The 24,489-nt window shown below is 63.5% G+C and carries 23 protein-coding genes and 2 tRNA genes; 12 read left to right on the forward strand and 13 right to left on the reverse strand.

The genetic code is table 11. The features are described 5' to 3' along the window. Positions 1-77 precede the first annotated feature (77 nt). Both thrS and yidD read right to left on the reverse strand, forming a co-directional pair. Complete coding sequence (thrS, locus tag AC3A4H_RS06410; RefSeq protein WP_487765960.1) at positions 78-2,054, reverse strand: threonine--tRNA ligase; 1,977 nt, start codon at positions 2,052-2,054, stop codon at positions 78-80. 114 nt (positions 2,055-2,168) lie between these two features. After that, positions 2,169-2,561, reverse strand: a complete 393-nt coding sequence (gene yidD / locus AC3A4H_RS06415) for a membrane protein insertion efficiency factor YidD (protein ID WP_487765961.1) — start codon at positions 2,559-2,561, stop codon at positions 2,169-2,171. A 271-nt stretch (positions 2,562-2,832) separates the two neighbouring features. On the opposite strand from yidD, the gene AC3A4H_RS06420 reads away from it, so the two are divergent. Continuing rightward, positions 2,833-3,864: an LLM class flavin-dependent oxidoreductase gene (locus AC3A4H_RS06420; RefSeq protein ID WP_487765962.1), complete on the forward strand. Its 1,032-nt coding sequence runs from the start codon at positions 2,833-2,835 to the stop codon at positions 3,862-3,864. A 58-nt stretch (positions 3,865-3,922) separates the two neighbouring features. On the opposite strand, the gene AC3A4H_RS06425 is transcribed toward AC3A4H_RS06420, so the two are convergent. Continuing rightward, complete coding sequence (locus AC3A4H_RS06425) at positions 3,923-4,369, reverse strand: iron-sulfur cluster assembly scaffold protein (protein WP_487765963.1); 447 nt, start codon at positions 4,367-4,369, stop codon at positions 3,923-3,925. A gap of 229 nt (positions 4,370-4,598) precedes the next feature. Between AC3A4H_RS06425 and folE the strand changes: the two genes are divergently transcribed. From folE to AC3A4H_RS06440, 3 genes are all read left to right on the forward strand, one after another. Continuing rightward, on the forward strand, positions 4,599-5,234 hold the full coding sequence (folE, locus tag AC3A4H_RS06430) for a GTP cyclohydrolase I FolE (protein WP_487765964.1): 636 nt from the start codon (positions 4,599-4,601) through the stop codon (positions 5,232-5,234). Between the two features lie 43 nt (positions 5,235-5,277). After that, the gene (hisI, locus tag AC3A4H_RS06435; RefSeq protein ID WP_487765965.1) at positions 5,278-5,736 is read left to right on the forward strand and encodes a phosphoribosyl-AMP cyclohydrolase; all 459 of its coding nucleotides are present in this window, start codon (positions 5,278-5,280) and stop codon (positions 5,734-5,736) included. Between the two features lie 90 nt (positions 5,737-5,826). Continuing rightward, entirely contained in the window at positions 5,827-6,798 is a 972-nt protein-coding gene (locus AC3A4H_RS06440; RefSeq protein WP_487766340.1) for a patatin-like phospholipase family protein, read from the forward strand. Here the strand turns inward: AC3A4H_RS06440 and recJ are convergent, their stop codons facing one another. The 5 genes from recJ to AC3A4H_RS06465 all read right to left on the reverse strand — a co-directional run bounded on the left by recJ (position 6,799) and on the right by AC3A4H_RS06465 (position 12,888). Beyond that, on the reverse strand, positions 6,799-8,586 hold the full coding sequence (gene recJ, locus AC3A4H_RS06445; RefSeq protein WP_487765966.1) for a single-stranded-DNA-specific exonuclease RecJ: 1,788 nt from the start codon (positions 8,584-8,586) through the stop codon (positions 6,799-6,801). 97 nt (positions 8,587-8,683) lie between these two features. After that, positions 8,684-9,664, reverse strand: coding sequence for a class II fructose-bisphosphatase (gene glpX / locus AC3A4H_RS06450; RefSeq protein WP_348776951.1), 981 nt, complete (start codon positions 9,662-9,664; stop codon positions 8,684-8,686). Positions 9,665-9,937: 273 nt separating this feature from the next. Further along, on the reverse strand, positions 9,938-11,251 hold the full coding sequence (locus tag AC3A4H_RS06455; protein WP_487765967.1) for a homoserine dehydrogenase: 1,314 nt from the start codon (positions 11,249-11,251) through the stop codon (positions 9,938-9,940). 47 nt (positions 11,252-11,298) lie between these two features. Then, complete coding sequence (locus tag AC3A4H_RS06460; RefSeq protein ID WP_487765968.1) at positions 11,299-12,513, reverse strand: LL-diaminopimelate aminotransferase; 1,215 nt, start codon at positions 12,511-12,513, stop codon at positions 11,299-11,301. Between the two features lie 69 nt (positions 12,514-12,582). Continuing rightward, positions 12,583-12,888 (reverse strand): hypothetical protein, encoded by a 306-nt coding sequence (locus AC3A4H_RS06465; RefSeq protein WP_487765969.1) that lies wholly within the window; start codon positions 12,886-12,888, stop codon positions 12,583-12,585. A gap of 178 nt (positions 12,889-13,066) precedes the next feature. On the opposite strand from AC3A4H_RS06465, the gene phaC reads away from it, so the two are divergent. The 6 genes from phaC to AC3A4H_RS06495 all read left to right on the forward strand — a co-directional run bounded on the left by phaC (position 13,067) and on the right by AC3A4H_RS06495 (position 18,989). Continuing rightward, complete coding sequence (phaC, locus tag AC3A4H_RS06470; RefSeq protein ID WP_487765970.1) at positions 13,067-14,905, forward strand: class I poly(R)-hydroxyalkanoic acid synthase; 1,839 nt, start codon at positions 13,067-13,069, stop codon at positions 14,903-14,905. A 220-nt stretch (positions 14,906-15,125) separates the two neighbouring features. Next, positions 15,126-16,469, forward strand: a complete 1,344-nt coding sequence (locus tag AC3A4H_RS06475) for a YcbK family protein (RefSeq protein ID WP_487765971.1) — start codon at positions 15,126-15,128, stop codon at positions 16,467-16,469. An 80-nt stretch (positions 16,470-16,549) separates the two neighbouring features. Beyond that, positions 16,550-16,625 (forward strand) — tRNA-Glu (locus AC3A4H_RS06480). A 184-nt stretch (positions 16,626-16,809) separates the two neighbouring features. Further along, a tRNA-Glu gene (locus AC3A4H_RS06485) sits at positions 16,810-16,885 on the forward strand. A gap of 366 nt (positions 16,886-17,251) precedes the next feature. Continuing rightward, complete coding sequence (locus tag AC3A4H_RS06490; RefSeq protein ID WP_348776957.1) at positions 17,252-17,473, forward strand: hypothetical protein; 222 nt, start codon at positions 17,252-17,254, stop codon at positions 17,471-17,473. Between the two features lie 262 nt (positions 17,474-17,735). Next, on the forward strand, positions 17,736-18,989 hold the full coding sequence (locus tag AC3A4H_RS06495; protein ID WP_487765972.1) for a cytochrome P450: 1,254 nt from the start codon (positions 17,736-17,738) through the stop codon (positions 18,987-18,989). A gap of 15 nt (positions 18,990-19,004) precedes the next feature. Here the strand turns inward: AC3A4H_RS06495 and AC3A4H_RS06500 are convergent, their stop codons facing one another. From AC3A4H_RS06500 to AC3A4H_RS06520, 5 genes are all read right to left on the reverse strand, one after another. Then, complete coding sequence (locus AC3A4H_RS06500; protein ID WP_487765973.1) at positions 19,005-19,775, reverse strand: glycosyltransferase family 25 protein; 771 nt, start codon at positions 19,773-19,775, stop codon at positions 19,005-19,007. A gap of 73 nt (positions 19,776-19,848) precedes the next feature. Next, positions 19,849-20,196 (reverse strand): cupin domain-containing protein, encoded by a 348-nt coding sequence (locus tag AC3A4H_RS06505; protein ID WP_487765974.1) that lies wholly within the window; start codon positions 20,194-20,196, stop codon positions 19,849-19,851. Between the two features lie 83 nt (positions 20,197-20,279). Next, on the reverse strand, positions 20,280-21,563 hold the full coding sequence (locus AC3A4H_RS06510) for an O-acetylhomoserine aminocarboxypropyltransferase (protein ID WP_487765975.1): 1,284 nt from the start codon (positions 21,561-21,563) through the stop codon (positions 20,280-20,282). Positions 21,564-21,708: 145 nt separating this feature from the next. Continuing rightward, a complete protein-coding gene (locus tag AC3A4H_RS06515; RefSeq protein WP_487765976.1) occupies positions 21,709-22,230 on the reverse strand; it encodes a CoA-binding protein in 522 nt (173 codons plus the stop codon). 43 nt (positions 22,231-22,273) lie between these two features. After that, entirely contained in the window at positions 22,274-23,092 is an 819-nt protein-coding gene (locus AC3A4H_RS06520) for an enoyl-CoA hydratase (RefSeq protein WP_487765977.1), read from the reverse strand. 249 nt (positions 23,093-23,341) lie between these two features. On the opposite strand from AC3A4H_RS06520, the gene AC3A4H_RS06525 reads away from it, so the two are divergent. Together AC3A4H_RS06525 and rplM are read left to right on the forward strand one after the other, a co-directional pair. Next, a complete protein-coding gene (locus AC3A4H_RS06525) occupies positions 23,342-23,803 on the forward strand; it encodes a PaaI family thioesterase (RefSeq protein WP_487765978.1) in 462 nt (153 codons plus the stop codon). A gap of 219 nt (positions 23,804-24,022) precedes the next feature. Beyond that, entirely contained in the window at positions 24,023-24,487 is a 465-nt protein-coding gene (gene rplM / locus AC3A4H_RS06530) for a 50S ribosomal protein L13 (protein ID WP_348776965.1), read from the forward strand. Positions 24,488-24,489 lie beyond the last annotated feature (2 nt).

Below are 24,489 nucleotides of genomic sequence, written 5' to 3' on the forward strand. Positions count from 1 at the left end.
CAAAAACGGACCAGAAAAACAAAGGCGGAGCGATGATCGCTCCGCCTTTTTAGTAATCGCTGTTGATGGCCGGCGCCTCAGCCCTGCAGGGCGCGGCGACGATCCGGCGTGATAGCCTCGTCGGCAAGGGCGGCGACCGCCTCGTCCAGCGTCATGGACTGCTGGTCGCGCGAGCCGAGGCGGCGGATGTTGACCGTCGCTTCCTCCGCCTCGCGCTTGCCGCAGACGAGGATGACCGGAACCTTGGCCAGCGAATGCTCGCGGACCTTGTAGTTGATCTTCTCGTTGCGCAGGTCGGCCTCGGCCGACAGGCCGGCCGCCTTGAGCCGCTTGACCACGCTCTCGGCATATTCATCGGCGTCCGAGGTGATCGTCGCCACCACCACCTGCAGCGGTGCGAACCACAGCGGAAAGTGGCCCGCATAGTTCTCGATCAGGATGCCGAGGAAGCGCTCCATCGAGCCGCAGATGGCGCGGTGGATCATCACCGGCTGCTTCTTCTCCGAATCGTTGCCGATGTAGAAGGCGCCGAAGCGTTCCGGCAGGTTGAAGTCGACCTGCGTGGTGCCGCACTGCCATTCGCGGCCGATGGCGTCCTTCAGCACATATTCGAACTTCGGCCCGTAGAAGGCGCCCTCGCCCGGATTGATCGACGTCTTGATGCGGTTGCCCGAACGGGTCCGGATCGTCTCCAGAACGTTGGACATAATCTCCTCTGCGTGGTCCCACGCCTCGTCGGAGCCCACGCGCTTGTCCGGTCGCGTCGAGAGCTTCACGCTGATCTCGTCGAAGCCGAAATCGGCATAGGTCGACAGGATCAGATCGTTGATGCGCAGGCACTCTTCGGCGAGTTGGTCCTCGGTGCAGAAGATGTGCGCATCGTCCTGCGTGAAGCCGCGCACGCGCATCAGCCCATGCAGCGCGCCGGATGGCTCGTAGCGATGGACGTTGCCGAATTCGGCAAGCTTGATCGGCAGATCGCGGTAGGACTTCAAGCCATGCTTGAAGATCTGCACGTGACCCGGGCAGTTCATGGGCTTGAGCGCGAAGACGCGGTCGTCGTCGGTGTCGTCACCAGCGACCGTGACCTTGAACATGGCGTCGCGATACCAGCCCCAGTGGCCCGAAGTCTCCCACAGGCTCTTGTCGAGCACCTGCGGCGCGTTGACTTCCTGATAGCCCTGCTGGTCGAGGCGGCGGCGCATGTAGGACACGAGGTTCTGGAACATCTTCCAGCCCTTGGCGTGCCAGAAGACCACGCCCGGACCTTCTTCCTGGAAGTGGAACAGGTCCATCTCGCGGCCGAGGCGACGGTGATCGCGCTTCTCGGCCTCTTCCAGCATGTGGAGATACTGGTCGAGCTGCGCCTGGTCGGCCCAGGCGGTGCCGTAGATGCGCGTCAGCATCGGGTTGTTGGCGTCGCCGCGCCAATAGGCGCCGGCCACCTTCATCAGCTTGAACGCGTTGCCGATCTGGCCGGTCGAGGCCATGTGCGGGCCGCGGCAGAGGTCGAACCACTCGCCCTGCGAGTAGATCTTGAGGTCCTGATCCTCGGGAATGGCGTCGATCAGCTCGACCTTGTAGGCCTCGCCCTTGTCGCGGAAGACCTGCCTGGCCTTCTCGCGGTCCCAGACCTCCTTGGTGAAGGGCCTGTTGCGGGCGATGATCTCGCGCATCTTCTTCTCGATGGCGGGAAAATCCTCCGGCGTGAAGGGCTCGTTGCGGGAAAAATCGTAGTAGAAACCATTCTCGATCACCGGGCCAATGGTGACCTGGGTTCCCGGCCACAGTTCCTGCACGGCCTCGGCCAGCACGTGAGCGGCATCGTGGCGGATCAGTTCCAGCGCGCGCGGATCGTCACGAGTGACGATCTCGACCTTGCCGGACTTGCCGAGCGGGTCGGACAGATCGCGCAGTTCGCCGTCGATGGCGTAGGCCACCGCCTTCTTGGCCAGCGACTTGGAAATCGACTCGGCCAGGCCCATGCCGGTCATCGCCGCTTCGTATTCGCGGACGGAACCATCGGGAAATGTAAGGGAAACAGAATTCAGCAAAGCTCTTCTCCATATCCAGTCCCGCAAACGAGCGCGGGTGGTGATGCCGGATTTTCGCATCCGGCGGCGAGCGGTCTTTTAGGGTGAGTTTGGCGCGTCGTAAAGCACCGAGCGTCAGGAATGCCCCTGCGGCGCCTTGCCAATGTGCCAGTAGCGCCAGGGCGTGTACCAGCGATAGCGCTGTTGCAATATCTCCGGAACACGGTCGATGCCGTGGGTGCCCCAGGGGCCGCAGCGCATGACCCGGAACAGTCCCATCCAGCCGCCGGCCCACAGGCCGTGCCGGGCGATGGCCTCATAGGCATATTCCGAGCAAGTAGGCAGATGCCGGCAGGAATTGCCGACAAACCCGGACAGCGTGAGCTGATAGAGGCGCACCAGTGACACCCCTAGAACGCGCCCGGGCGTTTTCGACCAAGGACCGGACCAGTTCCGCCCTTGGGCGACGGGACCCTTCTTGCGCTCGCGCTCTTCACCGTGCCGATGATTACAGGCGCGGTCGCTCATCGTCCGTCTTTCCTAAAAGAGAAACTCATGCGCTGTAGATGGCCCGCCCTGCGGGGTTTCGCAATGTTTCGGTGAAATGCTAGATGTGTTCGCAAGGTCGTCAACCTGACGTGAACAGTCCGTAGTCGGCCGAGCGATGTGAAGCGGTCATTAAGTCGCTTATGTGCAATTTCGAATTGATCGTCCCACCCCACCGTTAATGAGCAACTGCGGGCGATTGCGCTATCCTCGTCGCCGGGCAATCATCCGGCGCTCAATGCAGAGGGACACCATGTCGGACAAGATAGAATCCGGGCTCGATACGTTCGGCGACGTCACCGCCGGCGCCGACGGCCAGCTTCTGCCGCAGGCACAGGTCATCCGCAACGTCGTGGACGAGGCCGTGCTGGCCGACCAGATCGGCATCGACTTCATCGGCGTAGGCGAGCATCACCGCGACGATTTTGCTGTATCGACACCGGAAACGGTGCTGGCGGCGATTGCGGCACGCACCGAGCGCATCAAGCTCGGCTCGGCGGTCACGGTGTTGAGTTCGGACGACCCGATCCGCGTTTTCCAGCGCTTCTCCACGGTCGACGCCCTGTCGAACGGGCGCGCCGAGGTGATCCTCGGCCGCGGTTCCTTCACCGAATCCTTCCCGCTGTTCGGCTTCCGGCTCAACGACTACGAGACGCTCTTCACCGAAAAGCTCGACCTGTTCGCGGGGCTGTTGAAGGGCGGGCCTGTCAGCTGGCAGGGCTCGACGCGGCCGCCACTCAACGACCAGCGCGTCTACCCCCCGACCGAATCCGGATCGCTCAGGACCTGGATCGGCGTGGGCGGCAGCCCCGAATCGGTGGTGCGCGCGGCGCGCTACAACCTGCCCATGATCCTTGCCATCATCGGCGGCGATCCGAAGCGTTTCCGCCCCTTTGTCGACCTCTATTACCGGGCTATCGACCAACTCGGCGGCCAAAGGCAGCCGATCGGCGTGCATTCGCCGGGTTATGTCGCCGACACGGACGAGCAGGCGCGCGAGGAACTGTGGCCTAACTACAAGAAGATGCACGACCGCATTGGCGCCGAGCGTGGCTGGCCGCCGACCACGCAGGCCGCGTTCAATTCGGAGGCCGATCTCGGCTCGCTCTATGTCGGCTCGCCGGAAACGGTGGCCCGCAAGATCGCCGCGACGGTCAAGGCGCTCGGCATCTCGCGTTTCCAGATGAAATACTCGTCCGGGCCGCTGCCGCATGAAAAGATGATGCGCTCAATCGAGCTCTACGGCACCAAGGTGGTGCCGATGGTGCGCGATCTGCTTGCCTGAAACAAAAGCGCCGGCTCGCAATGGGCCGGCGCTTGTCTTTCCAGCTGCGGAATCGCTTTCAGGCAGCCGCTTCGGCGAGCCTCTTCTCGATCTGGCCGACGCAGTCGACGACCGCGTCGAAGGTCAGCATGGTCGAGGCATGGCGCGCCTTGTAGTCGCGCACGGGCTCCAGATATTTCAGGTCGGCGAAGCGACCTTGCGGCGGCGGGCCGTTTTCCTTGAGCATCTTCAGCATGGTCTCGCGCACATGCCGCAACTCGTCAGCGCTGGCGCCCACCACATTGGCGGCCATGATCGAGGATGAGGCCTGGCCGAGCGCGCAGGCCTTCACGTCATGTGCGAAATCGGTCACGACGCCGTCTTCCATCTTGAGATCGACGGTCACGGTCGATCCGCACAACTTTGAGTGTGCGGTCGCGGTGGCATCGGGGTGCTCAAGCCGACCGATCCGTGCAATATTACCTGCGAAGCCAAGAATTTTCGCATTGTAGACGTCATCGATCATGATTTTCCAACCCGTCGCCGTTTCGGAAACAGCCTGTGCCGTTTCGGCATCTTTCATTCGTGCCGCTAACCCTTATATAATGCTCATGATCCGACAACGGCAAGGCAGCGCCCTGCCCGCTCGGATTTCCGTCACGCCGCTTTCGGGCCGGACTCTCCGACATCCCGTTAAAGGCTGTGGTCCGTTCAACTCGTCCCTCCTCTGAGTGGGACTACGGGAGACACCTTTCATGGACGCCGTGATCAAGAAATTGATGCCGAAATCCGAATACCTCGAAAAGCCGGCGACCGACAGGCCAGACCAGGCGGAAGTCGAGGCGGCGGTGCGAACGCTGCTGCGCTGGACCGGCGACAACCCGGACCGCGAGGGCCTGATCGACACGCCGAAGCGCGTGGCCAAGGCGTTTCTCGAGATGTTCAACGGCTACGATATGTGCCCGGCAGAAGAGCTCGGCCGCACGTTCGAAGAAGTGGCCGGCTACGACGACCTCGTGCTGGTACGGGATATCGAGTTCCATTCGCATTGCGAGCACCACATGGTGCCGATCATCGGCCGGGCCCATGTCGGCTACCTGCCGGACGGCAGGGTCGTTGGCCTCTCCAAGATCGCGCGGGTGGTCGACATCTTCGCCCATCGCCTGCAGACGCAGGAAGCCATGACGGCGCAGATCGCCAACGTCATCCAGGATGTGCTCAACCCGCGCGGCGTGGCGGTGATGATCGAGGCCGAGCATATGTGCATGGCCATGCGCGGCATCCGCAAGCAGGGCTCCACCACCCTGACCTCGACCTTTACCGGCGTGTTCAAGGACAGCCCCGAAGAACAGCTGCGCTTCATGACCATGGTGCGCCACGGCAGCAAATAAGCCGGGCGGCTGGCCGCCGGCTTCGCGAGACAGGGAGCCGGCGATGTCCGCGCTTGAATTCCCCAAAACTCCGACCGACAAGAAGGCGCTCGAAGAGGGCGAAGTCTTTGCGCCGCTCTTCGACGCCAACGGGCTGGTGACGGCCGTGGTGACGGACGCCAGCGACGGCGTGCTCTTGATGGTGGCGCATATGAACGCCGAGGCGCTGGCGCTCACCATCGAGACCGGCATCGCGCACTACTGGTCGCGCTCGCGCAAGTCGCTCTGGAAGAAGGGCGAGACATCCGGCAATTTCCAGCGCGTGGTCGAGATGCGCACTGATTGCGACCAGGATGCCGTTTGGCTGCGCGTAAATGTGTCGGGTCACGATTCAACCTGCCATACCGGACGACGCTCCTGCTTCTATCGAAAGGTGGAACGCAAGGACGGCGGCGTCGTTCTAACAGGTGATGGCACCGAACCGCTTTTCGACGTGAAAAGGACATATCAAGGCGCCACATAATAGGCGTCGGCCTCTCGGCCAGAAAAAGGGAAGATTCATTCTTTCGATACGCCCCCCGCCTAACTTAGGCGTGGGAAGATGGAGATTGCGATGCTCGAATGGGCGTCACTGCGCAATAGGCCAGATGTGAGGGAGGCCAACGGTCCCGCCTCGTCGGGCGGACTTTCCGACCCACAACCCGCAAAGAAATCCGGAATTTCACTCGCCCTTGGCGGCGGCGCGGCGCGCGGCTGGGCCCATATCGGCGTGCTGCGCGCGCTGGACGAGGCGGGCATCGAGATCGACATGATCGCCGGCACCTCGATCGGCGCGCTGGTCGGCGGCTGCTATCTCGCCGGCAAGCTGGACGAACTGGAGGAGTTCGCCCGCAACCTGACCAAGCGGCGCATCTTCGGCCTGCTCGACTTCCGCCTCGGAGGCAGCGGGCTGCTGGGCGGCATGAAGCTGACAGCACGCATGCAGGAACATCTTTCCGGCCTGCGCTTCGAGGACCTGCCAAAGCCCTTCGTCTGCGTCGCCTCCGAGATCCGCACCGGCCATGAGATATGGCTGTCCAGCGGCTCGCTGATAACCGCCATGCGCGCATCCTACGCCCTGCCCGGCGTGTTCGAGCCGGTACTGGCCAACAAGCGCATTCTGGTCGATGGCGCGCTGGTCAATCCCGTGCCGGTTTCGGTCTGCCGCGCCTATGAGCAGCGGCTGGTGGTGGCGGTGAACCTGCACTACGACCTGTTCGGGCGCGCAGCCGTGATCAAGCACAGCGCCGGCGAACTTCTGGTCGAGGCCGACGCGCCCGCTGGCGGCTCGCGCCAGCTCAACGCCTATTCGCGCGAGAGCCGGCTCGGCATCACCGGCGTGATGGTGGAAGCCTTCAACATCATCCAGGACCGTATTTCCCGGGCGCGGCTTGCCGGCGACCCGCCGGACCTCTCGCTCCAGCCCAAGCTCGGCCATATCGGCCTCGCGGAATTTCACCGCGCAGACGAGGCGATCCGCCTGGGCTACGAGGCCACGCAGGCGCAGCTCGGGGAGCTGGAGCGGCTGCAGACGGTTCTGGCCTGATCAGGCCAGCGCCGCATCGATGATGCGGAATTGCACGCTTCTGTTGCCGTTCCAATAGTTTGAGGACAGCGAGCCGGCGAGATGCACCGTGCCGCCGCGGCTCTTGAACAGGAAATCCCCCAAGGCCGTATCCACCGCGCGGAAGGCGATCGCTTGGATGCGGCCGCCGCCATCCGAGCGCAGGTCCGCGCGGATGTGCGAGGTGCCCACCAGCCGCGCATCCACCAGCTTGTGGCGCGGCAGCACGAAGACCGGCGCGACATGGCCGGAGCCGAAGGGGCCGGCGCGCTCAAGCGTGTCGAGCAGGTTCGTGGTTGCGCCATCAGCGGCAAGCGCGGCGTCGATGGGCAGGCTTTCCTCGCTTTGCAGGCGGAAGACGTCGGACGCGGCGTGTTCCTCGAAGAAGGCGCGCAGCGCGCCAAGTTTCTCGCGCTCCACCGTGATGCCGGCCGCCATGGCATGGCCGCCGCCCTTCACGATCAGTCCGCGCTCATGCGCCTCACGCACCAGCCGTCCGAGGTCGAAGCCGGGGATGGAGCGACCCGAGCCGGTGCCGACGCCATTGGCATTGAAGGCGATGGCGAAGGCGGGGCGCCGCGCATGATCCTTCAGCCGGGAAGCCAGAAGGCCCACGATGCCCGGGTGCCATTTCGCGCTGGCGGTGACCATGACGGCAGGCCCCTGCCCGCCGAGAAGTTCCGCATCGGCCTCGGCGCGCGCCTCGGCCAGCATCTCCTGCTCCATCGCCTGTCGCTCCTGGTTCAGGCGGTCGAGCGTCTCGGCAATCTTGCCCGCCTCGACGGGGTCGTCGGTGGCAAGCAAGCGGCTGCCGAGTGCTGCATCGCCAATGCGGCCGCCGGCATTGATGCGGGGACCGATGAGAAAGGCGAGATGAAAACTGTTGATCGGTTCGCCTATGCGCGAGACGCGAGCAAGAGCGCCCAGCCCAACATTGCGCTGCTGGCGGATGGCGACGAGGCCCTTGACAACGAAGGCCCGGTTGACGCCGGTTAACGGCACCACGTCGCAGACGGTCGCGAGCGCCACTAGGTCGAGCATCGACAGGAGATCGATGTGCGGCAGGTCGGGGCGCGCGTTGCGCAGCACCTTGGCCGTCTGCACCAGCGCCAGGAACACCACGCCGGCGGCACATAGATGCCCCTGGCCCGACAGGTCGTCCTCGCGGTTGGGATTGACGATGGCGACGGCCACCTCCGGCAGCGGGCCGCCCACTTGATGGTGATCGAGCACGACGACATCGGCGCCGGCCTCGCGCGCCGCTTCGATTGCGGCTGCGCTGTTGGTGCCGCAGTCGACCGTGACGATCAGGCGCGCCCCACGCGACACCAGCTCGCGCATGGCATCCGGGTTCGGCCCGTAGCCTTCGAAGATGCGGTCGGGAATGTAGATCTCGGCCTCGACGCCGTAATGCGCCAGGAATCGCTTCAGCAGCGCGGAGGACGCCGCGCCGTCGACATCGTAATCGCCGAAGATAGCCACGCTCTCGCGACGCACTATCGCCGCGGCGATGCGCTCCGCCGCCTTCTCCATGTCGGTGAAGGTTGCCGGGTTCGGAAGCAGGTCGCGGATGGTCGGATCAAGAAAGCGCTGCGTGTCGTCAGCGGCAACCCCGCGCCCGGCCAGCACGCGGGCCACGATGTCGGGCACGCCATGCCCCTGGGCAATGGCGAGCGCCGTCATCTCCTGGCGTTCATTGAGCCTGTGCTCCCAGGCAAGCCCGGTCGCCGAGCGCCTGACGCCCAGAAAGAAACGCTTTTCGGCTGTCATGCGTCCCCAGATCCCCTATCCTTGAATGCAGGATAAGGGATCGTGCGGCAAAGCCAAACAGGCTGCGGCATCGAAGCCGTGGAAAGTCCGCCGGGAATTACTGGAACTTCTCCAGATCCTGGTGGCGGGCCTTGATCGAGCGCACCGTGAGCGAGGACGAGCGCAGCACGATCGTGTCGGTGGTGATGAAGTTGCGGCCGAACTTCACGCCGGCAAGCATGTTGCCGTCGGTGACGCCGGTGGCGGCAAACAGCACGTCGCCGCGCGCCATTTCCTCGGTGCGATAGACCTTGTTGGGATCGGAGATGCCCATCTTGGCCGCGCGCGCGACCTTCTCCGGCGTATCGAGCAGCAGGCGTCCCTGGATCTGGCCGCCGGTGCAGCGCAGCGCAGCAGCAGCCAGAACGCCCTCCGGCGCACCGCCAGTGCCCATGTAGATGTCGATGCCGGTCTCTTCCGGGTTGGTGGTGTGGATGACGCCGGCAACGTCGCCGTCGCCGATGAGGCGGATGGCAGCGCCGGTGCCGCGCACGGCGTCGATCAGCTTGGCGTGACGCGGGCGGTCGAGGATGCAGGCGGTAACTTCGGTCACCGGCACGCCCTTGGCCTTGGCGAGGCTGTGGATATTGTCTTCCGGCGAGGCGTCGATGTCGATGACGCCGTCGGCATAGCCGGGGCCGACCGCGATCTTGTCCATGTAGACGTCAGGCGCAAACAGCAGGCTGCCCTTCTCGGCGATGGCGATGACGGCCAGCGCGTTGGGCAGGTTCTTGGCGCAGATGGTTGTGCCTTCCAGCGGGTCGAGCGCGATATCGACCTCGGGCCCGTCGCCCAGACCAACCTCTTCGCCGATATAGAGCATCGGCGCCTCGTCGCGCTCGCCTTCGCCGATGACGACGGTGCCCTTGATGGCGAGGCGGTTCAGCTCGGCGCGCATGGCGTCGACCGCAACCTGGTCGGCCGCCTTCTCGTCGCCGCGCCCGCGCAGCCTTGCGGCTGCCACGGCAGCGCGCTCGGTCACGCGCACGAGTTCCATGGTGAGGATCCGGTCGAGGCCGGCTGCGTCTCTTTTCGCCATAGCTGAGTATTCCCGTGAATTCTGATGGTTACGCCGTCATCGGCGCTTACCGAACCCTTGTGTCAAAGTGACATGACAACGGCAAGACCCGCCACGTGCACTTGTTGCGACCTGGCGAAACCTCAATCGATTAAGGTGTGGGCAGCGAAGGCGGTCCCTAGCCGAAGAGAGTAGAAGCCGGCGTAGGGGCATACTCCAAACGTAAAAAGCGGCGCGGCCCCATCGGTCCACGCCGCTTCGGATTCACGCGGGGCCGCCTTGCGGCGGCGGGCGTCAGTCAGCGCGCTCGATGCGAATGACCTGCGGCTTATCGACCAGATGACCGTCCTTGGTGATGCCTTCCACTGCCTTGCGCACCGCCGCCTCGGTCGTCTCATGGGTGACGAGGATGACGGTTTTGCTGTCGCCGCCCTCGGCGCTCGAACCGTGCTGGACGATCGATTCCAGCGAAATGTCGTTGTCGGCCATGCGCTTGGCGACCCCGGCGAACACGCCGACGCGGTCGTGCACCGTGAGGCGAATGAAATAGCCGCCGGCATGGCTGCGCATCTGCGCCTTCTTGTAGGGCTTCAGCTCCTTGGCGGGGCGGCCGAAGACGGGGCCGTGCTGGAATCCTGGCCGGCTCTTGGCGATGTCGGCAATGTCGCCCACGACGGCCGAGGCGGTGGCGTTGCCGCCGGCGCCGGGGCCGGACAGAAGCAGTTCGCCCAGAATGTCGGTCTCGACGGCGACCGCGTTGGTCACGCCATGCACTTGCGCGATGACCGATGAGGTAGGCACCATGGTGGGGTGCACGCGCTGTTCGATGCCGCTTTCGGTCTGCTGGGCGACGCCGAGCAACTTGATGCGGTAGCCGAGTTCGGCCGCGGCGCGAATGTCAGCCTGGCTGATGTTGCTGATGCCTTCCATGTAGATGCTGTCGGCCGCGATCTTGCAGCCAAACGCAAGGCTGGTCAGGATGGACAGCTTGTGGGCGGTGTCGTGGCCCTCGATGTCGAAAGTCGGGTCAGCTTCCGCGTAGCCCAGGCGCTGCGCGTCCTTCAGGCAGGCCTCGAAGGACAGGCCCTCGGCCTCCATGCGGGTCAGGATATAGTTGCAGGTGCCGTTGAGGATTCCGAGCACGCGCGACACGGTGTTTCCCGCCATAGCCTCGCGCATGGTCTTGATGATGGGAATGCCGCCCGCCACCGCCGCCTCGTAGTTGAGCAGCACGCCCTTGCTCTCGGCGATCTCCGCCAGCGCCACGCCGTGCTTCGAAAGCAGCGCCTTGTTGGCAGTCACGACATGCTTGCCCGCCTCAAGCGCCGCCTTCACACAGGCCAGCGCCGGTCCGTCCTCGCCGCCCATCAGTTCGACAAAGACGTCGATGTCCGGGCTCTTGGCCAGTTCGAGCGGCTCGTCGAACCAGGTGGCAGCGCCGAGATCGATGCCGCGGTCACGCGACTTGTTTCGGGCCGAGACGGCGGTCACCACGATATCGCGGCCGCACTGGCGGGTGAGCTCGGCAGCCTTCTCGCTAAGAACGCGCACCACGGACGAGCCGACAGTGCCGAGCCCGGCTATTCCAATACGCAAAGCTTCGGCCATGCCAGCAGTGTCCCCTTGGCTATTTGATGAGTGTTCGTGGGATCCGTTCAGCGTTGTGCCGCGAGGGGCACCACATTGTCCGGTTTGTCGACATCCGACGAGAGGAAGCGCTTGATGTTGCGCGCCGCCTGGCGGATGCGGTGTTCGTTTTCGACCAGCGCGATGCGCACGTGGTCGTCACCGTATTCGCCGAAGCCGATGCCCGGCGCAACGGCCACATCCGCCTTCTCGATCAGAAGCTTGGAGAATTCGAGCGAGCCGAGATGCCGGAACTGCTCGGGAATGGGCGCCCAGGCAAACATCGTCGCGGCCGGGGCCGGAATGTTCCATCCGGCGCGGCCGAACGCGTCCACCATGACATCACGACGCTTGTGGTAGACGTCGCGCACCTCGGCGATGTCGGAACCGTCGCCGTTGAGGGCCGCGGTCGCCGCCACCTGGATCGGCGTGAAGGCACCGTAGTCCAGATAGGATTTCACCCGCGTCAGCGCCGCGATCAGGCGCTCGTTGCCCACGGCAAAACCCATGCGCCAGCCCGGCATGGAAAACGTCTTCGACATGGAGGTGAACTCGACCGTCACGTCCATCGCGCCCGGCACCTGCAGCACCGATGGCGGCGTATCGTCGAAATAGATCTCCGCATAGGCGAGGTCGGAAAGGATGATGATCTCGTGCTTGCGGGCGAAGGCGACCACGTCCTTGTAGAAGTCGAGCGAGGCGACCAGAGCCGTCGGGTTCGACGGGTAGTTGAGGATCAGCGCCAGCGGCTTGGGGATGGAGTGGCGCATGCCGCGCTCCAGCGCCGGGATGAAGCCATCGTCGGGCTCGGCCTGCAGCGAGCGGATGACGCCGCCCGACATGATGAAGCCGAAGGCATGGATCGGATAGGTCGGGTTCGGGCACAGCACCACGTCGCCGGGTGCGGTGATGGCCTGCGCCATGTTGGCGAAGCCTTCCTTGGAACCGAGCGTGGCGACGACCTGCGTGTCTGGATCGAGCTTCACGCCGAAGCGGCGGGCATAATAATTGGCCTGGGCGCGGCGCAGGCCGGGAATACCGCGCGAGGAAGAATAGCGATGCGTGCGCGGATCGCGCACGACTTCGCAAAGCTTGTCGACGATGGCCTTGGGCGTGGGCAGGTCGGGATTGCCCATGCCCAGATCAACGATATCGGCGCCCCTGGCTCGGGCGCTGGCCTTCAAACGGTTGACCTGCTCGAAGACGTAGGGTGGAAGTCTACGAACCTTATGAAATTCTTCCATTGAAGTGCCAGCCCAGCGATCAGTTTGTGTGGCGCGGTATATACCCTATGCGGAGGCTGGTCGAGGCCATCATTTGCCCTCGATTTCCTGCAGCGTTTTCTTGCCGTGAGTCGTGGCGAGCTTCTTCAACAGGGCCTCGTCCTTGGGCACGTTACCCTGCCCGGCCGCGGCCTGAGAGGCTTGCGCCGCCTGCAATTCCGACAGCTTTTCAGCCTTCTCGCCCTCGCTGATCTGGCTGGCCGCCACCTGGGGCAGGATGTTCAGGTTCGGAAAGGTGCCGGTCTGCCTTGCCTGCCCCGAAGACAGGCCCGATGGCGGAGCGGTGAACGCCACTTCCTCCGGGGTAGTGCAGCCGGAAAGCGCGATCAGCGCCAAACCCATGGCCGCGCCGAAAAACCCCGGACGCAAAGCGGAAAAAATGCCCAGCCGAGCTTGCCCTGTCATATCAATTCCCCCGCAGCTCTATTACACGTCGGCATCGGTGTTGTTCGACCCGTTTGGGCATCACATCTTAATATGGTAGTAAAAAGACACGGGAGGACAAGCGGGAACCATGTCGAAGACCGCCGATTCGGGCAAGACCGATAGCGAGCAGGCCTCTTCGGTCGAGCAGTATCTGGTCAAGGACCCGGAACGCTTCGCACTCAACCTCGCGCGCATGGTCGAACAGGCCGGCAAGGCTGCCTCGGCATGGATCGAGCCGCGCGAGCGCGGCGAACTGCGCGACAGCGTCTCCGAACCCATGGCCGACATGGTCAAGACGTTTTCCAAGCTCACGGAGTACTGGCTTTCCGATCCCGCGCGAGCGTTGGAAGCGCAGACCAGGTTGTTTTCTGGATACATGAACGTCTGGTCGAGCGCGATCCTGCGCATGAGCGGCGGCGAACAAGCGGGCGCAGGCGAGAGCGTCGCCCCCGACAAGGGCGACAAGCGCTTCCAGGACCCCGAATGGGGCCGCAACGCCTTCTTCGACTTCCTGAAGCAGGCCTATCTGGTGACCGCTCGCTGGGCGACCGATCTGGTCGAGCACGCAGACGGGCTGGACGAGCATACGCGCCACAAGGCCAGCTTCTACGTCAGGCAGATTTCCAGCGCGCTGTCGCCGTCCAACTTCATCCTCACCAACCCGGAGCTGTTTCGCGAAACCGTCGCCTCCAATGGCGAGAACCTGGTGCGCGGCATGAAGATGCTGGCCGAGGACATTCAGGCCGGCGGCGGCGACCTGAAGCTGCGGCAGTCCGACCATTCGCAGTTCGAGATCGGCCGCAACCTGGCGATGACGCCGGGCAAGGTGGTCGGGCGCAGCGACGTGGCCGAGATCATCCAATATGATCCTTCGACCGAAACGGTATTGAAGCGCCCGCTGCTGATCTGCCCGCCCTGGATCAACAAGTTCTACATCCTCGACCTCAACCCGCAGAAATCCTTCATCCGCTGGGCTGTCGAACAGGGCCACACGGTGTTCGTGATCTCCTGGATCAATCCGGACGAGCGGCACGGCATGAAGGGCTGGGAAGCCTATATCCGGGAGGGGTTGCAATATGGCCTCGATACGGTCGAGGCCGCCACGGGCGAGCACGAGGTCAACGCAATCGGCTACTGCGTCGGCGGCACGCTTCTGGCCGCGGCGCTGGCGCTGCTGGCACAGGAAGGCGACGAGCGGATCAAGACGGCCACCTTCTTCACCACACAGGTGGACTTCACCCATGCCGGCGACCTCAAGGTCTTTGTCGACGAGGATCAGATCGCGGCGCTCGAGCGCTCGATGCGCGGCAAGGGCTACCTGGAAGGCAACAAGATGGCCACTGCCTTCAACATGCTGCGCTCGAGCGACCTGATCTGGCCCTACGTGGTGAACAACTACATGCGCGGCAAGGAGCCCCTGCCCTTCGACCTGCTCTACTGGAACGCGGATTCGACGCGCATGAGCGCGGCCAACCACTCGTTCTACCTGCGCAACTGCTATCTGGAGAACAATCTTTCGCACGGCCGCATGGAACTGGCTGGCCGCACCGTCTCGCTGGGGGACGTGACCATCCCCGTCTACAATCTTGCCGCCCGCGAAGACCACATCGCGCCGGCCCGATCGGTGTTTCTGGGTTGCCGATATTTCGGCGGGCCGGTGGAATATGTGATGGCAGGATCCGGCCACATCGCCGGCGTCGTGAACCCGCCGGCGCAAAACAAGTATCAATACTGGACCAACGGGAAACCGGCGGGCGACTTCGATGAATGGGTTGCCAACGCCCAGGAAAACACGGGTTCCTGGTGGCCGCACTGGCAAAGCTGGATCTTGGAACGAGACAACCGCAAGGTTGCGGCGCGCCACCCGGGCGCGCACACACCCACCCTTGGCGATGCGCCGGGTACCTATGTAAGGGTGCGCGTGTAACACATTGTAATGCGTGGTGAATTGACCTTTCCAGAAAAGCAGGCGAAATGATGGCGTGGCAAACACGTTCTTGCCTTATTTCAACCCTAGCTCGACTCCGGCCGGGGTGCTGCAGAATCGGCGGGCTCTGAGCCCGATTGCTGAGACGACATAGTTCGACTGCATTTTTGAACGCCGTGCCCATCCACCACGCGAATATAAAGACAAGAAGGGGATAGGTTTGACCGCAGTAGGCACTCGCGTCGCCAAACGAGAAAGCCGTGCGGTGCTGGCTGCGCTTTGCTGTGCGCTGCTTGCATCCTGCACCTCGACCAACGATCCCAACCTCGATTTCAACGCGCCGGGTTTCAATGTCGGGGTCACGCCGGCCGAGGCGGCAGAGGCCGCCGTCGACGGCAATGAAGCGGCGCCGGCCGAAGGCGCGCAACTCGCAGAAGCTACGCCAGCAGCTGCAGATGCGAACACCGCGCCAGCGATGACAACGGTGATGGACGCCAACGACAAGGAACTGCCTTTGGCGGTTGCCTACCTGCCTACAGCCAAGCCAGCCACCGGCGCCACCATTTCACTGCAGGAGGCCGTTGCGGCAGAAGCACAGGCCGAGCGGCTGGCGATTGCTGCCGCGCAGGCAGCAGAGCCGGCCAAGCCGGCCGCAGCTGCCGAGACCCAGGCGGACGCGACGCCCACCGGCAGCCTGCCCGAGACAGCACCCTCCCAAGTGGTCGGAGCGGCGGAAGCCGCTGTTGCCCCCAACCCCGACACAGGCGTGGCGGTTCAGGCCGAATCGTCGGCGGCCAGCACTCCCGAGGCTGCCCAGCCGGAAGCGCCGAAGAAGAAGGGATTCTTCACCTCGCTCTTCGGCTCCCCCTCTTCGGCATCGCCCGTCACTGCGGCGGGTTCCGGTCGCGGAGCGCCTGGTGTTTCGGCAAAGCCTCTGGTCGCAACCGCCGCCCCTGCCAGCAAACCGCTGATAGAGACCGCCGAGCAGCCGCAGGCAAAGCCGATCATCCAGATTGCTGCCGCTGATCCCTCCGCGAAGCCCGCGGCTCTGGCTTCCATCACCGGCGAATCAGCCCTGCCAGGCGTGCGCCAGAGCGGCCTTTTTGAAATCACCCGAAAGTCCGGCATAGACGACGACAGCGACGTCGACCTGCACGAGGACGAAGCCGGCACATACCAGCTGGCGTCAGCGGCCGGATTGGCGCGCCTTGCTCCCAACGGACTGTTGCGCCAGACCGAAAACGTCGACATTGCCTGCCTCAAGCCGTCCCTTGTGCGCATGCTGAAGGCCATCGAGCAGCGTTACGGCGGCAAGATCATCGTGACTTCCGGCTACCGCAGCCCCTCTCACAACCGTCGCGCGCGCGGGGCCAAGAACTCGCTGCATATGTATTGCGCGGCTGCCGACATCCAGATCGAAGGCGTGAGCAAGTGGGAGCTTGCAAACTACGTGCGCTCCATGCCCGGCCGCGGCGGCGTGGGCACCTATTGCCACACGGATTCCGTGCATGTGGACGTCGGCCCCGAGCGGGACTGGAACTGGCGCTGCCGTCGCCGCCAGTGACGCGAAAAAAATCTGCTGAAGCTCGCTTTGATGGGTTGCCCGCCACCAATTGCCTGTCTATAAGGCGCCATCTCCACCGCGCGCCCATCGTCTAGCGGTCTAGGACGCCGCCCTTTCACGGCGGAAACACGGGTTCGAGTCCCGTTGGGCGTGCCAGTGGTTTTCCCATAAAACCTTGGCGAGCTATCGGCTTACTGGCGCAGGCTAACGCAGCGCGTGAACGTCATGCTTTGGCTTGCAACGACTTTTCCTGCGATCATTGGCCGTCAAGAACCTGCCGCGCCATTTGATGGGTTGCCCACCGCCGATTGCCTGTCTATAAGGCGCTCATCCCTGCCGCGCGCCCATCGTCTAGCGGTCTAGGACGCCGCCCTTTCACGGCGGAAACACGGGTTCGAGTCCCGTTGGGCGTGCCACTCATCTCCAGGAAAATGCGATCCGCCTTGGCAGACTTGGGCTGCCCGCACACGCTTTGCGCGAATCGCTCGCATTTGCCTCCACGCCCTTTCTCGCGATCCTCTGCCTGTGGCGAACTGGCGGCGAGGTGATCCGCCCACCAGACCCACCTGCCACGTGGAAGAGCGAATGAATCGCCGCGCTGAGATCGATTTGGGAAGCCACAGCAGATCCAAGCCCTGCGGCTTTCGCGAATCGGAGCAGACCGTTGCAATCGATTCGATTTTGCGGGACTATGATTTTTCTCAGATGTACGTGGGCCTTGACGAGGGAGGCAGTTCATCCGGCCTGAGGGGGCAGCGTTTGGCGACTGCAAGGGGACCGGCATGTGGATTGCACTAACGGATTTTGACGGCAAACTCGTTTATCTCAACACCAACCATATCGTCGCGATGAGAGAACATGGCCGAGGCACCATGGTCACCCATGTCATGGGGCAGATCGTGGTGAGCGAAAGCACCGACGCCATCCGCAAGGTGCTTGGGCTTACCGAAACCACGACCCTCGCCTCAGCACTTGAGCGCTGTGGCGTAGCGGGCCGCGCCTAGGCTTCTCTCTCGACAAGCCACGCTTAGAACGCGACGTTTCAGAGATCGTGGACCGCGCGCGTTGGCAACTGCGCATGCGTATCCGCGCGGCCAGATCGACCTCGCCGACCCTGGTGGTCGAGCGCGCCGATGCCCACCTTGTTTCTGGCAGTTTCTCGGGAGCCGGTCGGGAAGCCCCAAGGGCTTCTGGATCAAACCAAAACCGGGCGCGCGACAGATATGCACTGGATCAGGCCTGGCAAGGCGGGCTAAACAGGCCGCCATGACGAACATCTCCGCACCTCCATCCTACCTGAATTACGACCCCGCCACGCGCTGCCTGCGGCTCGACCCGCATGAGCAGCGTTTCGTGCAAGACCCTTATGAGGCCTATGCGTGGCTGCATGCCAATGCGCGCAGCTTCTTCTGGGAAGATTTCGGCTTCTGGTGCCTTGCCGGCTACGACGACGTGAATCGCCTGCTGCGCGATCGCCGCTTCGGCCGCGAAAAGCCTGCGGGCGCGGACGACCAGGGTCTTGCCGGCGACCGCTCGCACCTGACGGCTTTCGATGCGATCGAGGCCAACTCGATGCTGGAGTTGGAGCCGCCGGTGCACACGCGCCTCCGCACGCTGGTCAACCGCGCCTTCGTCTCGCGCCAGGTCGAGCGCCTGCGTCCGCGCGTGGAAGCGCTGGCCAACGAACTGATCGATGGCTTCGAGGCAGGCGGCCAGGTCGACCTTTTGCCGGCCTTTGCCGCGCCGCTGCCGATCACCATCATCGCCGAGATGCTGGGCGTGCCGGTGGAAATGGGCCCACAGCTTCTGGCCTGGTCCCACGACATGGTGGCCATGTATATGCACGGGCGCACCCGCGAGACCGAAGACCGGGCCAATGCCGCTTCGCAGGCGTTTTCCGACTTTCTGCGCGCCTATGTGGCCGAGCGGCGCAAGAATCCGGGCGACGACCTGCTCAGCTTGCTGATCTCGGCGCAGGAAGACGGCCAGAAACTGACCGAAGACGAACTCGTATCGTCGGCCATCCTGCTGCTCAACGCCGGCCACGAGGCAACCGTGCACCAGACCGGCAATGCGGTGCGCACCATACTGAAGCAGGGCGGCGACCCGCGCCGCTTCTTCGCTTCGCCCGAAGCCACTGCCGCGACGGTAGAGGAATGCCTGCGCTACGACGCGCCGCTGCACATGTTCACGCGCTATGCCTATGGCGAGATCGAGGCCGCGGAGGGCCTGACGCTGAAGCAGGGCCAGCAGGTGGGCCTGCTGCTTGGCTGCGCCAACCGCGATCCGGAAGCCTATGCCGCACCGGATGAATTCCAGCCCGGCCGCAGCGACCAGAAGAACGTGTCTTTCGGCGCCGGCATCCATTTCTGCATCGGCGCGCCGCTGGCGCGACTGGAGATGCAGACCTCGCTGAAAGTGCTGTTCGACAGGCTGCCGCAGATTTCGCTGGCCGAAGAACCCCTCTACCGCGACAGCTACCATTTCCACGGGTTGGAGAGGCTGACGTGCAGGTGGTAGGAACGCTCAGGCAACCTATCTGAAAGTCATCTTCACGAAACGAATGTCTCCGGTGGCCGACCGATATAGTCTTTCGGTCGCACCGGCCAGCCAGCTGAACGGCTTGCCCAGACTGCGTAGGAGCCGCCGCGGGAGCGAGCGGCGCCTGCGCCGGCTGGGCTGTATGAGGCTTTCGAACTCCTGATCCGGCTTGGGACTAAACCGCTTTTCCTGGGCGACCGGTGCGGGGATCAGTTGCCAGATCTGGCCATCGTCATTCGCCACCGCATCGTGGCCGAACATGAAGTGATCCACCGCCTCCCTCAAGGTCGTGGAACCTGCGAGCAACCTTGCCGCGTAAGCGCGGCTGACGATGTAGCCCGCCGTGCCGCCGTGGTGGGTGCGCAGCAAATGCAGCGAGCGCCGGCAGGGCGTCCTCGCCCCTGATTTGCCCACGCCGATAAGACCCCCGGAAGTGTCGAGCTTCACCAGCCCGGCCGAACCCGGAACCCAGTCGAGAGCCGAGAGCAGCCTGGGAAGATCGGGGCTCAGGCGCACATCGTCTTCGAGCACCAGGGCATATTCCTCCTCGGATCGCACCAGCTTCTCCCAGATTTCGCGATGGCTGAGAAAACAGCCGATCTCACCGGGCAGCAGCCCGCTGCCGGCATAAGGGGTGAGGTCAATTAACGAGCCGTCCGTGGCTGACACGCGCTCGACCTCCAAGCCGAGTGCAGCAAACTGGCGCCGCATATGCTCCAAGCGGGCAACAGATCTATCAAGGTTGACGAGATAAACTTTCGTCATCTGCCCACTCTATTCCGGTGGCGGCAAAACTCTTTAGATCAATGCATATCTGTCAAATACCGGGCAACAAAAACTAGAGCCGGATCACATAATCCTTGCGCGTGGTTTCGATCACTTCCCAGCTACCCTTGAAGCCGGGGCGGATGACAAAGCGGTCGCCTGCCTTCACCGTGCGCGGCTCGCCGCCATCCTCGGTAATGATCGAAACGCCGGAAAGGATGTGGCAGAACTCCCACTCGTCATATTCGATGCGCCATTTGCCGGGCGTCGACTCCCAGATGCCGGCAAAAAGACCGCCATCGACATCTTCGACGTTCCAGCTTCGGAACTTCGGGTTGCCAGAAATAAGCCGCCCCTCGGCCGGGGCGCCCTCCTCCGGCTCTATACCGGCAATGTCAACGGTCAGGAATTTTTCGGTCACGCTGTTCTCCCTCCAGCAAACGGAAACGGCCCCGGACGGCCGAATGGCGTCCGGGGCGCAGGTTCAAATTTCGGCTTGCGGCTTCAGGCCTGGGCCAGCGCCTGTTCCAGGTCGGCGATGATGTCGGCGACATCCTCGATGCCGACCGACAGGCGCACCACGTCCGGACCGGCGCCGGCGGCGATCTTCTGCTCGTCGGAGAGCTGGCGGTGCGTGGTCGAGGCCGGGTGGATGACCAGCGACTTGGTGTCACCGATATTGGCCAGGTGCGAGAACAGCTCCAGCGATTCCACCAGCTTGACGCCGGCCTCGTAGCCGCCCTTCAGGCCGAAGGTGAAGACGGCACCCGCGCCCTTGGGCGAGTATTTCTGCTGCAGCGCATGGTTCTTGTCGCCCGGCAGGCCCGGATAGGACACCCAGGCGACCTTGTCGTGCCTGGACAGCCACTCTGCCACCTTCAGCGCGTTGTCGCTGTGGCGCTGCATGCGCAGCGGCAGGGTTTCCAGGCCGGTCTGGATCAGGAAGGCGTTGAACGGCGAGATCGCCGGGCCGAAGTCGCGCAGGCCGAGCACACGCGTGGCGATGGCGAAGGCGAAGTTGCCGAAGGTTTCGTGCAGCACGAGGCCGCCATATTCCGGACGCGGCTGCGACAGCATCGGGTAGTTGCCCGACTTCGACCAGTCGAAGGTGCCGCCGTCGACAATGATGCCGCCCATGGAGTTGCCATGGCCGCCGATGAACTTGGTCAGCGAATGCACGACGACGTCGGCGCCATGCTCGATCGGGCGCACCAGATAGGGGCTGGCCATGGTGTTGTCGACGATAAGCGGCAGGCCGTGCTTGCGCGCGATGTTGCCGATCGCCTCGATGTCGACGAACACGCCGCCGGGGTTCGCCAGGCTCTCGATGAAGATGGCGCGGGTCTTGTCGTCGATCTGGCTCTCAAAGGTCGACAGGTCATCGACATCGGCCCAGCGCACTTCCCAGCCGAAATTCTTGAAGGCATGGCCGAACTGGTTGATCGAGCCGCCATAGAGCTTCCGGGCCGCGATGAAGTTCTCGCCCGGCTGCATGATGGTGTGGAACACCAGCAACTGCGCGGCATGGCCGGAAGCCGTCGCCACCGCCGCCGTGCCTCCCTCGAGCGCGGCCACGCGCTCCTCAAGCACCGCCTGGGTCGGGTTCATGATGCGCGTGTAGATGTTGCCGAAAGCCTTGAGGCCGAACAGCGAGGCGGCGTGGTCGACATCATCGAACACATAGGCCGTCGTCTGGTAGATCGGCGTGGCGCGCGCGCCCGTGGCCGGATCGGGCTTGGCGCCGGCATGCACGGCGAGCGTGTTGAAGCCAGGGGTGCGTTGGGACATCGTTTTCTCCGAAAAGGGATGCTGAAATTCGTTGCTATTCTTGACGGACCGCCGCCGGGAATGCAAAGAACAAAATGCCTCGCCAGACCGGCAATTGAGCCGTTGCGCCGCAAAATGCAGCCGCGGCGGGAATAATTTTACAAAACTAGCGCTGCCTGACACCGAAACTCTGGAAGCCCCCGCGCAGCACCGGCTTCCTGGCCGAAACGACGCCTGAATTGACGCCGTTCCAGCCGATTTCACCGGCCAGTCGCGCATATTCGATCTTTGGGCAGCGGTTCATGACGACCTTGATGCCGGCGGCTTCCGCCCGCGCGGCCGCTTCATCGTGGCGCACGGTCAACTGCGTCCAGATAACCTTGGGTAGCGGCTTGAGCGCCAGAACCTCGTCGACGATTGCCGGCACCGCCTCGGAGGCGCGAAAAATGTCCACCATGTCGATCGGCACCGGAATGTCGGCCACCCTGGCATAGGTCATCCGCCCGAGGATCTCCTTGCCCGCCTGCCCCGGATTGACCGGGATGACGGAGTAGCCCTTGGCGAGCAGGTATTTCATCACGAAATAGCTCGGCCGCGCCTCGTTCGCCGAGGCGCCGACCACCGCGATGGTCTTCACCGAGTTCAGGATGCCGGCGATGTAGGAGTTTTCGTAGGCGTCGTGGTTCATGTCTTCATGCGCTTTCAGGACGGACGAGGGCAATCGCGAGAGCTTATTCCCCCTTCCACTCCGGCTTGCGTTTTTCGATGAAGGCGCCGATGCCTTCCTCGGCGTCGCGCGCCAGCATGTTTTCGACCATCACGCGCGAGGCGTATTCATATGCATCCGAAAGCCCCATCTCGGCCTGCGCATAAAAGGCTTCCTTGCCGATCTTCAACGTCAGCGGCGACTTGGATGCGATGGTTTGAGCATATTTGCTCACGATCTGGTTCAGATACTCGGGTGGCACGACACGATTGACCAGCCCGAATTCCCGCGCGGTCGTGGCGTCGATCGTCTCGCCGGTGAGCAACATTTCCATCGCCTGCTTGCGTGACACGTTGCGCGATAGCGCAACCATCGGCGTGGAGCAGAACAGGCCGATATTGACGCCGGGCGTGCAGAAGGTGGCCTCACTGGAGGCGATTGCAAGATCGCAGCTTGCCACAAGCTGGCAACCGGCCGCAGTCGCCAGCCCGGCCACCTCAGCGATGACAGGCTTTGGATGGCGCACGATGGTCTGCATCAGCTGCGCGCAGGCGGCCATGGTGCGCTCGAAGAAGGCCCTGCCCCCGTCGGCATCGGCGCGATGCACCGTCATTTCCTTGAGGTCATGGCCGGCGCAGAACACCTTGCCTTCTGCTGCCAGCGCGATCACCCGCACCGCCTTGTCGTCGCGGGCGCGGTCGAATTCGGCCTGGAGCGCGGCCATTGTCGCCAGTGACAGCGCATTTGCCGGCGGATTGGACAGCGTCAGGCGCAGCACGCCATCCCTGGAAATTGCGGTGACCGGCCCTTCGGCGGCGGCTTTCATGGCGAGGATTTCGGCCAATGTTATTCTCCGGCTTTGTTGCGCACCACGGTAACTGCCCATGACGGCGGCCGCGACACCTTCAATCAACGCGTGGTCTTCCAATGTTGTATGAGACAGCCACGCATTCAAGCTTGCCAAAGAACTACCACGGCCCGGGTTGAAGAACAGGGGCCAAACGGGTCTTATGGCCGCGAACTTGCGCAAGTTTCCGTGCGCGCAACGCCGCCGAAGCGGCAGCATTCACGAATGAGGCCGACGAAACTCGCCATGCCGACCCAGAACAACCTTACCCCGCACATGACAGCCGCCGAGGCCAACACCCTGCTACGCTCGGTCTATCCGCAGCTCAATGGCGAATTCGCCGCCTACGAGGCGGTCGACGTGTTTCCGGGCGGCTGCACGGTGCGGCTGAACGCCGACGAGCGGCACCTGCGCCCCGGCGGCACGGTTTCCGGGCCTTCGCTGTTCACGCTCGCCGACATTGGCGGCTATGTCTGCGTGCTCACCCATGCCGGTGCGGACGCGCTGTCCGTCACAACCAATCTCAACATAAATTTCATGCGCAAGGCCGAGGCCGGGCCGATTCTGGGTCACTGCCGCATCCTGAAGATGGGAAAAAGCCTGATGGTGTTCGACATCGACATCGTGGCCGGGGCGGATAATCGCACGGTGGCGCACGCTACCGGCACCTATTCGATTCCGCCGAAACGGAACGGTTCGGTACGGTAAAATAATACCACAATCTTAAGTCTTTGTTTTTAAGGAATTTATTATAGGCCGATCCGGCAACGCCCACTTGACGCGAATATTGGGCTTTGCCTATAAGCCCGTCTGGACCAGCAGCCTTCCAGGCCGCAGTCCTTGTATTTGGCGGGCGGCCTCGGCCATCCGGCAAACCAAGCAACAAGAAACGCCTTCTCCGGAAGGTCCAGAACGAAAGCAAGATCCATGAAAACCTTTTCGCAGAAGCCTGCGGACGTGGTGAAGAAGTGGGTGCTGATCGACGCCGAAGGTCTCGTCGTCGGCCGTCTCGCATCCATCGTCGCCAACCGCCTGCGCGGCAAGCATAAGCCCACCTTCACGCCTCACGTCGACGACGGTGACAACGTCATCATCATCAACGCCGAGAAGGTCGTGCTCACCGGCAAGAAGTACACCGACAAGATGTACTACTGGCACACCGGCCACCCCGGCGGCATCAAGGAGCGCACCGCTCGCCAGCTGATCGAAGGCCGTTTCCCCGAGCGTCTGCTTGAGAAGGCCGTGGAACGCATGATCCCGCGCGGCCCGCTCGGCCGTCGCCAGATGAAAAACCTGCGCGTTTACGCCGGCTCTGAACACCCGCATGTCGCCCAGCAGCCCGAGACGCTCGACGTCGGCGCGCTGAACGCCAAGAACAAGAAGGCTTCGTAATC

The sequence above is a fragment of the Pseudaminobacter sp. Soil_N_29 genome, assembly GCF_057656055.1.